General features: G+C 67.9%; 9 protein-coding genes. 2 read left to right on the top strand and 7 right to left on the bottom strand.

Annotated features, from left to right (window positions below; genetic code table 11):
* Positions 1-58: 58 nt before the first annotated feature.
* Positions 59-1099, bottom strand: a complete 1041-nt coding sequence (locus QEP15_RS16985) for a LacI family DNA-binding transcriptional regulator (protein ID WP_227741264.1) — start codon at positions 1097-1099, stop codon at positions 59-61.
* Between the two features lie 203 nt (positions 1100-1302).
* On the opposite strand from QEP15_RS16985, the gene QEP15_RS16980 reads away from it, so the two are divergent.
* The gene (locus QEP15_RS16980; RefSeq protein WP_062839185.1) at positions 1303-2274 is read left to right on the top strand and encodes a Bug family tripartite tricarboxylate transporter substrate binding protein; all 972 of its coding nucleotides are present in this window, start codon (positions 1303-1305) and stop codon (positions 2272-2274) included.
* Positions 2275-2320: 46 nt separating this feature from the next.
* Entirely contained in the window at positions 2321-3667 is a 1347-nt protein-coding gene (gudD, locus tag QEP15_RS16975) for a glucarate dehydratase (RefSeq protein WP_152384983.1), read from the top strand.
* Positions 3668-3733: 66 nt separating this feature from the next.
* On the opposite strand, the gene QEP15_RS16970 is transcribed toward gudD, so the two are convergent.
* The 6 genes from QEP15_RS16970 to QEP15_RS16945 form a co-directional block, all read right to left on the bottom strand.
* Positions 3734-4624: a GntR family transcriptional regulator gene (locus QEP15_RS16970; RefSeq protein ID WP_152384982.1), complete on the bottom strand. Its 891-nt coding sequence runs from the start codon at positions 4622-4624 to the stop codon at positions 3734-3736.
* A 5-nt stretch (positions 4625-4629) separates the two neighbouring features.
* Positions 4630-5682 (bottom strand): 4-hydroxythreonine-4-phosphate dehydrogenase PdxA, encoded by a 1053-nt coding sequence (gene pdxA / locus QEP15_RS16965; RefSeq protein WP_152384981.1) that lies wholly within the window; start codon positions 5680-5682, stop codon positions 4630-4632.
* Positions 5679-6896: a D-threonate kinase gene (dtnK, locus tag QEP15_RS16960; RefSeq protein WP_280147756.1), complete on the bottom strand. Its 1218-nt coding sequence runs from the start codon at positions 6894-6896 to the stop codon at positions 5679-5681. The genes pdxA and dtnK overlap by 4 nt, the downstream gene beginning before the upstream one ends.
* Positions 6893-7879 carry a 2-keto-3-deoxygluconate permease gene (locus tag QEP15_RS16955; RefSeq protein ID WP_276558103.1) on the bottom strand — a complete coding sequence of 329 codons (987 nt, stop codon included), beginning with the start codon at positions 7877-7879 and terminating at the stop codon, positions 6893-6895. The genes dtnK and QEP15_RS16955 overlap by 4 nt, the downstream gene beginning before the upstream one ends.
* A gap of 193 nt (positions 7880-8072) precedes the next feature.
* Positions 8073-10190, bottom strand: a complete 2118-nt coding sequence (locus QEP15_RS16950) for a TonB-dependent siderophore receptor (protein WP_371825590.1) — start codon at positions 10188-10190, stop codon at positions 8073-8075.
* Positions 10191-10466: 276 nt separating this feature from the next.
* On the bottom strand, positions 10467-12230 hold the full coding sequence (locus QEP15_RS16945; RefSeq protein WP_280147755.1) for an AMP-binding protein: 1764 nt from the start codon (positions 12228-12230) through the stop codon (positions 10467-10469).
* Positions 12231-12241 lie beyond the last annotated feature (11 nt).

The raw sequence follows: 12241 nt of genomic DNA, 5'->3' as shown, positions 1-12241 counted from the left end.
GGCGCAAACCTGATCGGTGGTTGCGTGTCCGTGGCCGCCGCGCCTTGCTGCGCGCCGCCTACGCGCTCTCGCGCGTCACGATGCGAAAACCGATTTCCACCACCGACTGCGCGGGACGCTGGCCGTTGGCGCGCAAGCCGATCATCTCGGCCGCCTGCGCGCCGATCGCGGCGCCGTCCACGTGCACGGACGTGATGGCAGGAGACATCGACGCAGCGATGTCCATGTCGCCAAAGCCCATCACGGCCAGTTGCCCAGGCACGTCCAGCCCTTGCGCCGCGGCCTCGGTCAGCACGCCGGCCGCCATCATGTCGGAACTGCAAAACACCGCGTCGATGCCTTGGCCCGAACGCTGCAGGGCGCGCAGGCCTTCGCGGCCTTGCGCGTGCGTCGTCGGCGCGGGCATGTAGTGCACCAACGGTTCGGGCAGGCCCGATTCCAGCGCCGCGCGAACCAGGCTTTCGGCGCGCAGCCGGGCGCGGTGGTCGTCGCCGCTCAGCACCGCCTGCCGCGTCTTGCCCGCATCGCGCAGGTAGTGGCTGACGGCCGTGCCGATGGCGTCGTGCGACAGGCTGAGCAGCATGTCGATGGGGGCGTCTGTGGCATCCCATGTTTCGACGATGGGGATACCCGATGCCTTGAGCAGCTGCCGCCCCTGCGGCGAGTGCATCACGCCCGTCAGCACGATGCCGTCCGGGCGCCGTCCGATGATGGCGCGCAGCAGCGCGTCCTCGCGGGGCGAGTCGTAGCCGCTCTGGCCAACCATGAGCTGAAAGCCCTTGGCTTCGAGCGACTGCGTCAGCGCGGTCAGCATCCCGCCAAAGAGCGAACCGGCGATCGAGGGCACCAGCACCATCACCAGGTTGCTGCGCGACAGGCGCAGGCTGCCGGCCATCAGGTTGGGCACATAGCCCAGCGCCTGGATTGCGGCGTTGACCTTGTCCAGCGTGGCGGGCGAGACCTGCTGCGGCGTGTTGATGGCGCGCGAAACGGTAATCATCGACACCCCGGCCGCTTGCGCCACCTCGCGCACGGTGACGTTGGCGCGCTCCGGGGAGCGGGAAGGGGAGTCGGCGGACGGCATGCGGGGCGGGTGCATCAAAGAGGGAGTCGTAAACGGCGGGGTGCAATTGGCGTCAAGCCTAACCGCAGACGCGCGCCTTGCGGGCCGGATGGTGTCAGGGTTTGTCCGGATGGCGAACCGTCTGCGCGCCGAAATACTCTAAAAAAGCCGTCATGTTAACGTTAACAAAAGAAATGTTAACGTTAACGTAATTAAAAGAACCCAATCCGGAGACAGTAATGAAGACCAATGCGCGCAAGTGGATGCTTGGATTGACCCTGATGGCCGCCGCGGGCGCGGCGCAGGCCTGGCCTGACAAGGCCGTCACCGTCGTCGTCCCATTCCCGCCCGGCGGCGCAACCGACTCGGTGGCGCGCGCGCTGTCCAACAAGCTGGGCGAACAGCTCAAGCAATCCTTCGTCGTGGAAAACAAGGCGGGCGCCACCGGCACCATCGGCGCGTCGCAGGTGGCCCGCGCCGCGCCGGACGGCTACACCCTGATGGTCACCTCGCTGGCCCCGCTGGTCGTGGCCCCGCACCTGATGAAGGGCATCACCTACGATCCGGCCAAGGACTTCACGTATCTCACCGTGGCCGTGCAGACGCCCAATGTGCTGGTGGTCAGCCCCAAGCTGGCGCCTCAGATCAACAGCGTGCAGGACGTGCTGAAGCTGCTGAAGGACAAGCCGGGCGCGATCAGTTTCGCGACCTCCGGCGCGGGCTCGTCCGACCACCTGACCGCCGAACTGTTCTGGCAGAAGACCGGCACCAAGGGCCTGCATGTGCCCTACAAGGGCGGCGCGCCCGCCATTTCCGATCTGCTGGGCAACCAGGTGGACATGTCGTTCCAGAACGTGAACGCCGTGCTGCCGCATATCAAGTCCGGTAAGCTCAAGGCCATCGCCGTCACCGGTTCCAAGCGCTCGCCCGTGCTGCCGGACGTGCCCACGTTCGCCGAAGTCTCGGTGCCCGGCGTCGACGTCTATGCCTGGCAGGCCGTCGTGGCCCCCAAGAACCTGCCCGCCGACGTGCGCGACAAGCTGTCCGCCGCCCTGACCGCCGCGCTGAAGGATCCGGCGCTCAGCAAGCCCTTCACTGACATCGGCCTGGAGGTCGTCGCAAACTCGCCCGAAGCGTTCACCAAGTTCCAGCAGCAGGAAAGCGCCCGCTGGAAGCAGGTCATCGAGACCGGCGGCATCTCCGTGCAATGACGCAACGCGCCCGGCCCCGCCGGCCGGGCATTTTCAAGAAGCAATCATGACTCTTCACGCATCGCAAGCCTCCCAGACGCCCACGATTACCGGCATGCGCGTCGTGCCGGTCGCCGGCCAGGACTCCATGCTGCTCAACCTGAGCGGCGCCCACGCGCCTTATTTCACGCGCAACCTGGTCATCCTGACCGACAGTGCGGGCAACACCGGCGTCGGCGAAGTGCCTGGCGGCGAAAAGATCCGCGCCACGCTGGAAGACGCGCGCGCCCTTATCGCGGGCAGCTCCATCGGCAACTACCAGCACACGCTGAACCAGATGCGCCAGGCCTTCGCCGGTCTGGATAGCGCGGGCCGCGGCGCCCAGACCTTCGACCTGCGCGTGGCGATCCATGCCGTGACGGCGGTGGAATCGGCGTTGCTGGACCTGCTGGGCCAGCACCTGGGCGTTCCCGTGGCCGCGCTGCTGGGCGAAGGCGTGCAGCGCACCTCCGTGCAGATGCTGGGATACCTGTTCTACGTGGGCGACTCGTCGCTTACGCCGCTGCCTTACCAGACGGCGCCCGACGCCGACGGCTGGCTGCGCGTGCGGCACGAAAAGGCCATGACGCCCGAGGCCATCGTCCGCTTGGCCGAAGCCGCTCATGACCGCTATGGCTTTCAGGACTTCAAGTTGAAGGGCGGCGTTTTGCGCGGCGAGGAAGAGGTCGAAGCCATCCGCGCCCTGCACGAGCGCTTCCCCGACGCGCGCGTCACGCTCGACCCGAACGGCGGCTGGCTGCTCAAGGACGCCGTGCGGCTGTGCCGCGACCTGCACGGCGTGATGGCCTATGCCGAAGACCCGTGCGGCGCCGAAGGCGTGTTTTCCGGCCGCGAGGTCATGGCCGAGTTCCGCCGCGCCACGGGCCTGCCCACCGCCACCAACATGGTTGCCACCGACTGGCGCGAAATGGCGCATGCGCTGTCGCTGCAGTCGGTCGACATTCCGCTGGCCGACCCGCATTTCTGGACCCTGCAAGGTTCGGTGCGTGTGGCCCAGACGTGCCAGGCGTTCGGCCTGACGTGGGGTTCGCATTCCAACAATCACTTCGATGTGTCGCTGGCGATGTTCACGCATGTGGGCGCCGCCGCGCCGGGCCGCGTCACCGCGATCGACACGCACTGGATCTGGCAGGACGGCCAGCATCTGACCCGCAACCCGCTGCAGATCCGCAACGGCTACGTCGAACTGCCGCAGACCGGCGGACTGGGCATCGAGCTGGACATGGACGCGATTGAACGCGCGCATCAGCTCTACCTGCAGCATGGCCTGGGCGCGCGCGACGATGCCACGGCGATGCAGTACCTGGTGCCGGGTTGGAAGTTCGACAACAAGCGGCCTTGCATGGTGCGCTGAGCGCATCAAAAAAAATCGGGGCGGCAATATGCCGCCCCGATTTGCTTGCAGCCCGCGTTCCGCGGTTCAGGACTGCCCGCGCAAGCGTTCCAGTTCCGCCGACAGCTCCGCCACCAGCGCCTGCGCGCGCGCCAGCGGATCGTGTCCGTTGACCGGCGGCTGCGGTTCCGGGGCGGGGTCATGCAGCCGCGGCTGCACGCTTTCGTGTCCCATGCTGACGTCCACGTCGAACACCAGTTGTTCGGCGCGGTGCCAGGTGGTGAACCATTCCAGCGGCTTGCCGTGCTGGTCCATGCCCTGGCCTTGCAGCATCAGCAGCGGCGTGCCGGTCTGTGTGTCGAGCAGCCTGGCGAGCTTGTCGTCGGCCGCGACGGCGCGGATCTGGTTGCGCCCCGCGCCGGGGCGCAGGCCGAACTGCCGCGTCAGCACGCCGTGCAGGGAGGCGTCGGCCAGATGGTCGGCGACGAGGCCCGGCACCGCGTCGGCGGGCAGCCAGGTGCGCACGTAGGCCAGCGGCGCTTCGGCCACGTGGCGCAGGCGCTCCAGCAATAACAGGCGGGTGGTGCCGAAGAACTCGGCCACGTCGGCGGGCGGCTCGGCCGGGCCCAGCGCCAGCACGCGCGTGCGCAGCGCAACACCCGATTGGGCAAACTGTTCGTAAAGGCCGGTGGACCGCTGCACCAGGCGGCGGTGTTCCTGCGGCGCCGCCACGGTGGCGGGACGGCCGGTCTCGCGTTGAATGAGACCTTCGGCGGCCAGCGCCGCCAGTGCCTGGCGCACCACGCTGCGCGCCACGCCGAAGCGGTCGCACAGCGCCGCCTCGCTGGGCAGCACGGCGCCCGCCGCGAGCTTGTTCGTGCGGATGTATCCGCGCAACCGCGACGCCACCTGGGCGTGCAGCGGGATGTCTCCCGCGCGGTCAAGATCGGGCAATGCGTCGTGCGTGGCGGGCGCCATGGGAATCAACCTCCGGTTTGTGCCCGCGCAGTTTCCCATACATGCGTCCAGCCCGGGGCCAGATGCGCGGCGCGCTCGGCGGCCAGGATCAGGCTGTCTTCGCGCGCGATGCCCTTGCCGGCAATGTCGAACGCGGTGCCGTGGTCCACGGACACGCGCACGACCGGCAGGCCCACGGTGATGTTGACGCCGTCGTCGCCGTACACGGACTTGAAGGGCGCGTGGCCCTGGTCGTGGTAACAGGCGATCACGAACTTCCACTTGCCGCGCACGGCCTGCGGGAACAGCGCGTCGGCCGGGATGGGACCCGCGGCCAGGATGCCGGCGGCGTTGGCTTCGGCCACGGCGGGCGCCAGGATGTCGGCGTCTTCGCTGCCGAAGATGCCGTTCTCACCGGCGTGCGGGTTCAGGCCCGCGACCGCCACGGGTTCGTCGGCACGGCCCAGCGCGGTGGCGAACGAGCCGGCCAGCCGCAGCACGGCGCGCATGCGGGCAGGGTTCACGTCTTCGATGGCCTGGCGCAGCGACACGTGCGTCGTGGCGTGGAAGATGTAGAGGTCGCCGGCCGACAGCACCAGCGAGAACGTCTTGACGCCGAACTCATGCGCCAGCAGTTCGGTGTGGCCGGGCCACTTGTGGCCGGCGGCGTGCATGGCGGCCTTGTTCAGCGGGGCGGTGACGATGCCGTCGATTTCGCCGGCGCGCGCCAAGGCGCAGGCCGTCGTGACAAATCGGACCGAGCCGTCGCCGGCGTCCGCGCTGATCTCGCCCAACTTCACGTGCGCCAGCGACGGGCCGGCCTGCAGCACTTCGATCAGGCCCGGGGTGTTGGTCGCATCGGCCGGGCGCTCGATCTTGCGCACGATGGAAGGGTCGGCGCCCAGATTGCGCACCGCATTGGCCATGACGTCTGCATCGCCGACCACGAAGAGGCGCGCCTTCTGGCGCAGTTCGTCGTGGCCCATGAGCATCTTGGCCGTGATTTCCGGCCCGATGCCCGCTACGTCGCCCAAGGTCACAGCCAAGAGGGGCAGCTTCGCGGGAGGGGTTTGTGTCATCGCTTGAATCTCCTGTCGCGGATCGCGCGAACCGCGCGAACCAGTACGTCTTCGGTGCCAAAGCCGCCGGCCTTGGTCACCACGGGCAGGCCTGCGGCCGTGCCTCCGGTCAGCGTGCCCAGCGGCACGCCGCCCATCACTTCGTCCACCAGCGCGATGCCGTTGGCTTGCAGCGCCAACAGCACGCTGCGCGCGCCGTCGCCGCCGGTGGCGACCACGCCGGCCGCGCGCGAGGCGGCAATCAATTGCGCGGCCAGGCTGCCGAGCCGGTCGGCGACTTTGTCGGAATCCAGGCCGGCGCGCTGGCCTTCGGGAGCCAGCAGCAGAATCGTGCCGGCTTCCAGCGGGGCCTGCGCGTGCGCCTGCAGCAGCGGCTGGCTCCAGGCCTGCCATTGCACGTCGTCGGCCAGCTGCTCGAGCGACGGGCGCCAGGTGTCCGCGCCCGCAGCCTGCAGCGCGGCGGCCTGGCCGCGCGCGGCGCTGTGCTGCGAGGTCACCACGACCACGACAGGCGCGGTCTGGTCGGCGCCTGCCCACACGCGGGCAAGCGGCACGGCCAGTCCGCCCGCGCCCACGGGCAGGGCGCGCTCGCCCAGCAGCCCGACGGCGCGCGCCAGCCGTTCCAGGTCGTCATCGGTGGCGGCGTCGACCACCACGGTGGCGCCGGCCTGCGCGATGCGCGCGGCCAGCGTTTCAGGCGTGTCGTCCGCCAGCGGCGCCACGTGGGCGCTGCCGAGCAAGGTGGGGATATGGCTTTCGGTTACCGGCGTCACGGGGTCGGTGGCCGCCGAGGTCTCGGTGACCGGTTTGCCGTTCACATACAGAATGCCTTGCTCGACCGTGCGGCCCGTGGCCGGAAAGGCGGGGCAGACCACCGCGATGGCGTCGTCGCGCCAGGCGTCGCGCGCCGCGTCGATCTCGGCCTTGAAGGCGCCGCGCAGGGTCGAATCGACCTTCTTGTACAGGCGCGACACGCCGGCTTCACGCAATTGCCGCACGTTGCGGCCGATGACGTCGGTGGCATCGGCGGCGCTGAGCGCCCGGCTGTTGGTCGTGACGGCCAGCACCTCGACGTCGTCGTGCGCGGGACCGGCCAGGGCCTCGTCCGCGCCGCCGATGGACAGGTGCGTGCACCAGCCAGCCCGCACGAATTGCACGGCGGTGTCGCCGGATCCGGTCAGGTCGTCGGCGACGATGGCGATGGCGGGTTTCACAAGGCCTCTCCGCGGGCTTCGGTCAGGGGCGGGGCAACGGTGGCATCGGCGTCCTCGGATTTGAGCTCACCGGCGCGCTTGAGGAACCAGGATGCCAGCACCGGAGCCAGAATGGAACTGATCAGCACGCACGCGGCGACCTGCGCGGTGGCGGCCGACACATATTGCTGGAAGTTGGGATCGGCGGCCGCGACCACGGCGGGCGTGGCGATGGCGTTGCCGGCGGTGGTGCCGGCCGCAAAGCCCAGGCCGCTCTTGCCGCCGCGGCGCAGGATCAGGCGGTAGCCCAGGTAGACCAGACCGCCGGTGATGGGGCTGATGATCAGGCCCAGGATCAGACCGCTGATGCCGCCGCTGACGACCGCGCCCAGATTGATGCCGGTGCCCAGCGCAAAGGCGAAGAACGGGATGACGATATTTGGCACGGGCTTGAGCACGTCGCGCCACTTCGGGTCCAGGTTGCCCACGACCACGCCCAGCAGGAAGGGCACCAGCGCGGCGACCAGGGCGATCATCGGAATGTCGGCAAGGCCCGACGCGCCCAGGAACAGCAGGCTGAAGAAGGGGCCGTCGTTGACCGCGCTGGCCACGTAGGCGCCGCGATCGCGGGCATCGCCGTACTGGCCGGTGTAGGCCAGCCACAGGCCGCCGTTGCTATTGTCGAAGGCGGCGAGCATCGCCAGGATCGACACACCCCACAGGCCGTCAAGACCGACGTAGCTGCCCAGGATGATGATGAGGGTGGCGGGCACCAGCGTCTTCATCAGCAGGATGGTGCCGGCGGTGGCCAGAATGGGACCGCCCGTGCGGGCGTTGACGTGCGTGCCGGTGGCGAAGATCAGCAGCGCGATCAGCGGCAGTGCGCTGTTCTTGAAAAGCGCAGTGGTGAAGCCGCCAATGGCGAGCGCATCGGGGGCAAAGGTGCCGATCAGGGAACCCAGGATCAGCGGCACCAGCATCAATCCACCGGGGATTTTCTGCATCGTGCCAAAAAAGGGCGAGCGGGTAGTTGCGGTCGACACTATCGGGGTCTCCAGGACGATTTTTCTGGGTTGCAGACGTTCATGCGCGCGTCTGTCGGACGGTTGAAAAAATCGTAGTGTACACCTGTACGTACAGCATGTACGTACAGGTTGACCCGCGGTATACGTCCCGGATATGGGGACGGTTTGGACGTCAGAAGCGGTAGGCGCCGCTCAACATGACCGTGCGGCGCGCGCCGTAGAAGCAGTCTCCGCGGTCCAGGCACACCACTTCGTACGTGCGGTCCGCGATGTTGTTGACGTTCAGGGCGTAGCGCCACGGTCCGTTCGTGTAGCTGACCATCGCATCGAACAGCGTCACCGACGGCGTTTCCGGCGCGCCGCCGTCGCGGAACTTGGACAGGAACCGGGTGCCGGCGCCGACCGCGAAGCCGGGCTGGCCCGCAAGCGTGAAGCGGTATTTGCCCCACAGCGACGCCATGTGCTTGGGCATGCCCTCAAGCTGCGGATCGATGTCGGTGTAGATGTAGTTGGCGATCACGTCCACGTTCTGGGTGACGCGGCCGCGCATCTCCAGTTCGACGCCGCGCGTGCGCGTCTTGCCTGCCTGGATCTGGTTGTTGGGGTTGTCCGGATCGTTGGTCTGGCGGTTGCTTTCGCGCAGGTCGTACGCCGCCGCCGTGAATTCCAGGTCGGCGCCGGGCGGCATGTACTTCAGGCCCACTTCCCACTGCTTGCCGCGCATGGGCTTCCAGCGCTGGTTGTAGAAGTCCGCGCCCGCGATGGGGGTGAAGGACTCGCTGTAGCTCACGTAGGGCGACCAGCCGTTGTCGGCCGCGTACATCAGGCCGAAGCGCTTGGTGGTGGCCTGGTCGGTTTCCTTGTCCTGGCCCTCGGTCGTGCTTTCGACGCGATCGCGGCGGATCCCCGCCAGCAGGATCCAGTTCTTGTCGAACTTGATCTGGTCCTGCGCGTAGAAGCCTATTTGCTGCTGGCGCTGCTTGGGCGTGTCGGTCAGCGTGTAGTCCGGCGCGTTGCCGTATACCGGGTGGTACAGGTTCAGCGGCGATCCCAGCCCGCTGTCGGACTGGCTGGTTTCGCGGTAGCGCGTGTAGTCCATCCCCACGATCACGGTGTGCTGCGTGCGGCCCCAGTTCAGCTTGCCTTCCAGATTCTGGTCGGCCAGCAGCGTGCGCATGCGGGGCTTGTTGATGTAGTAGTAGCGGTCGACGGTGGTCTGCGCGTCGTCGATGTACGAATCGCCGCGGCGGTCGCCATAGACGTTCGGATAGAGCGACTTGTAGTCGACGCTGCTGACCGTATTGCGAAAGCTCTGGCGGACCTTCCAGGTGTCGTTGAACTGGTGTTCGAACAGCCAGCCCACGTTGAATTGCTCGGTGTCGTAGGCGTCAAAGCCCGGCTCGCTGGCGAAGCGGCGCGTGGGGATGCGGCCGTTCGGATTGTGGTCGACGGTGCCGCTCCAGGGCAGGAACGACTGCGTCGTGCCGGACCGGTCCTTCTGCCACGAGGCCAGCAGCGTGAGCGAGGTGGCCGCGCTGGGCTGCCACGTGAGCGACGGGGCGAGGAACATCCGGTCGTCCTGCGCGTACTGCACCTGCGTGTCGCTGTCGCGGCCCAGGGCCACCACGCGGTACAGCCACTGGCCGTCCTCGGTCAGCGGGCCGGTGATGTCCGCCTGGATTTCGCGGCGGTTGAAGTTGCCCAGCTGCACGCCGATTTCGCCCTGCTGTTCTGCCTGCGGGCGCTTGCTGACCAGGTTGACGATGCCGCCCGTGCTGCCCTGTCCGTACAGCATCGACGCCGGGCCGCGCAGCACCTCGACGCGTTCCAGGCCGTAGACCTCGGTGCGCGGGTTGTTGTAGTTGAAGAACTGGCGCAGGCCGTCCAGATACTGCACGGGCTCCACGCCGCGCACGCGCACGTAATCGCCGCGGTTGTCCACGCCGTAGGCGTTCGGACGCACGCCCGCCGCGTAGTTCATCGTGTCCTGCACGTTCTGCGAGCCCTGGTCGATGATCTGCTCGCGCGGGATCACGGTGATCGCTTGCGGCGTCTCGGATAGCGGCGTGTCGGTCTTGGTGCCGGTGGCGCTGCGCCGGGCGACGTAGCCGTCGACGGGGCCGGTGGCGGTCTCGCCGGTGCCAAGGACCTGCACGGCGGGCAGCGTGGCGGGCTGCTCGGGTTGCGCGTGCGCGGCACCCGCGCCCAGGCAGGCGGCCAGCGCGGCGGCGGCGGGAACACGGGGGCGCAGCCGCGCGCGCAGGGCGGCCGGAGTGTGATGGCGTTTCAAAAGGATCTCCCCACTGGCGCGGCTAAGGGCGCGTCCAGTTAGTCATAGAAATAACAACGATAACGATTATTAATTGTGTTGATGGACACAGCCAATAGCGGACGTCGGGGAAGATGTAAAAAAGCCCTGCTGCAGCGCGGGGCTTTGGGAATTGCCGAAGAAAAGCCTTGCGAATTCAGCGGGTTGACGCGCAGGACCGCGCCCGGGGACGGCGCGGGCGCTGTTGCCCGCGTGCGACAGTGCCGCGTGGGCGGAAAGGCGGCGCGCCCGCGGCGATCAGTCCTGGCCGGTCGCCTCGCGGGTGATGGCGGAAGCGGGAGCGGCGGCGTTGCCGATGGCGTCGCTCGCCGCGTGGGGCGCATTGGCCGGCGCCGCGCCTTGCGCGTCCGGACGCAGTTCGCGCCGCAGGATCTTGCCCACGGTGGTTCGCGGCAGGTCGTCGCGGAATTCGATATACCGAGGCACCTTGTACCCCGTGAGCTGCGTGCGGCAATGCGCGATCAACGTGTCCGCGTCCAGCGTGGGATCCTTGCGGATGACGTAGAGCTTGACGGCTTCGCCGGAGCGCTCGTCGGGCACGCCCACCGCCGCCACCTCGCGCACGCCCGGGTGCAGCGCGGCCACGTCCTCGACTTCGTTCGGGTACACGTTAAAGCCCGACACCAGGATCATGTCCTTCTTGCGGTCGACCAGATAGACATAGCCCGTCTCGTCGACGTAGCCGATGTCGCCCGTGCGCAGGAAGCCGTCCGGGTACATGACCAGCGCCGTCTCGTCCGGCCGGTTCCAATAGCCCTCTGTGACCTGCGGGCCGCGCACGCAGATCTCGCCGGTTTCCCCGACGCCCAGTTCACGGCCGGCGTCGTCGCGGATCGACAGGTCGGTGGAGGGCACGGGCAAGCCTATGGACCCGTTGAAGATCTTGGTGTCCAGGGGATTGATGGTGACGGCGGGCGACGTTTCCGTGAGCCCGTAAGCCTGCGCGATCGACACGCCCGTCGCGGCGCGCCAGCGGTCTGCGACCGAGCGCTGCACCGCCATGCCGCCGCCCATCGTCAAGCGCAGCCGCGAGAAATCCAGGTGGGCAAAATCCGGGTGGTTGAGCAGCGCGTTAAAGAGCGTGTTCACGCCTGTGAACGCCGAGAACGGCACCTTGCCCATCTCTTTTATCAGCCCCGGAATATCGCGCGGATTGATGATGAGCAGGTTGCTTGCGCCCAGTTTCATGAACGTCAGGCAGTTCGCCGTCAGCGCAAAGATGTGATACAGCGGCAGGGCTGTGACGATGCATTCCTCGCCGTCTTTCACCAGGGGCCTGACCCAGGCGTAGGCCTGGCTGACGTTTGCCACCAGGTTGCCGTGCGACAGCATGGCGGCTTTGGCGACGCCGGTCGTGCCGCCCGTGTACTGCAGGAACGCCAGGTCGGCAGCCGTGAGCGGCACGTCGGCGAACGGCAGGTCGCGGGCTTGGCGCAGCGCATCGCCCAGTTTCTGCGATCCGGGCAGCGACCACGCCGGCACCATGCGCTTGACGCGCCGCACGGCAAAGTCCACAAGACGACCCTTGATGGGACCCAGCATCTCGCCGATGGACGTCACCAGCACGCGTTCGATTTGCGTGGCGGGCAACGCCTTTTGCAGTGTGGCCGCAAAGTTGTCCGCGACCACGATGGCGCGCGCGCCCGCATCGGCAAGCTGGTGTTCAAGCTCGTGCGCGGTGTAGAGCGGGTTGCAGTTCACCACGATGCAGCCGGCGCGCAGGGCGCCGAAGAGGCAGACGGGATACTGCAGCAGATTGGGCATCATCAGCGCGACGCGGTCGCCGCGGCCAAGGCCGTTCGCGTGCAGCCATGCGGCGAAGCGTCGCGTCAGCGCGTCCAGTTCGGCATAGGTGATCGATTTGCCCATGCTGATGTAGGCCGTCTTGCCGGGAAAGCGCCGGAAGCTTTCCTGGATGATCGTCACCAGGGTGGTCGCGCTGTCGGTCCCGATCTCCGCGGGCACACCGTAGGGATAGCTCTTGTGCCAGATTCGTTCCATGTCTTGCGGTT

This window comes from Achromobacter mucicolens, assembly GCF_029866465.1.
Taxonomy (GTDB): Bacteria; Pseudomonadota; Gammaproteobacteria; order Burkholderiales; family Burkholderiaceae_B; genus Achromobacter; species Achromobacter mucicolens.
Note: the sequence above shows the minus strand (reverse complement) of the source record. Positions and strands in the feature narration are given on the sequence as shown.

What these genes read in the sequence shown, in the direction of transcription:
- QEP15_RS16985 (WP_227741264.1), bottom strand. Translation starts at nt 1,099, where the DNA reads ATGCACCCGCCCCGCATGCCGTCCGCCGACTCCCCTTCCCGCTCCCCG.
- QEP15_RS16980 (WP_062839185.1), top strand. Translation starts at nt 1,303, where the DNA reads ATGAAGACCAATGCGCGCAAGTGGATGCTTGGATTGACCCTGATGGCC.
- gudD (WP_152384983.1), top strand. Translation starts at nt 2,321, where the DNA reads ATGACTCTTCACGCATCGCAAGCCTCCCAGACGCCCACGATTACCGGC.
- QEP15_RS16970 (WP_152384982.1), bottom strand. Translation starts at nt 4,624, where the DNA reads ATGGCGCCCGCCACGCACGACGCATTGCCCGATCTTGACCGCGCGGGA.
- pdxA (WP_152384981.1), bottom strand. Translation starts at nt 5,682, where the DNA reads ATGACACAAACCCCTCCCGCGAAGCTGCCCCTCTTGGCTGTGACCTTG.
- QEP15_RS16955 (WP_276558103.1), bottom strand. Translation starts at nt 7,879, where the DNA reads ATGCAGAAAATCCCCGGTGGATTGATGCTGGTGCCGCTGATCCTGGGT.
- QEP15_RS16945 (WP_280147755.1), bottom strand. Translation starts at nt 12,230, where the DNA reads ATGGAACGAATCTGGCACAAGAGCTATCCCTACGGTGTGCCCGCGGAG.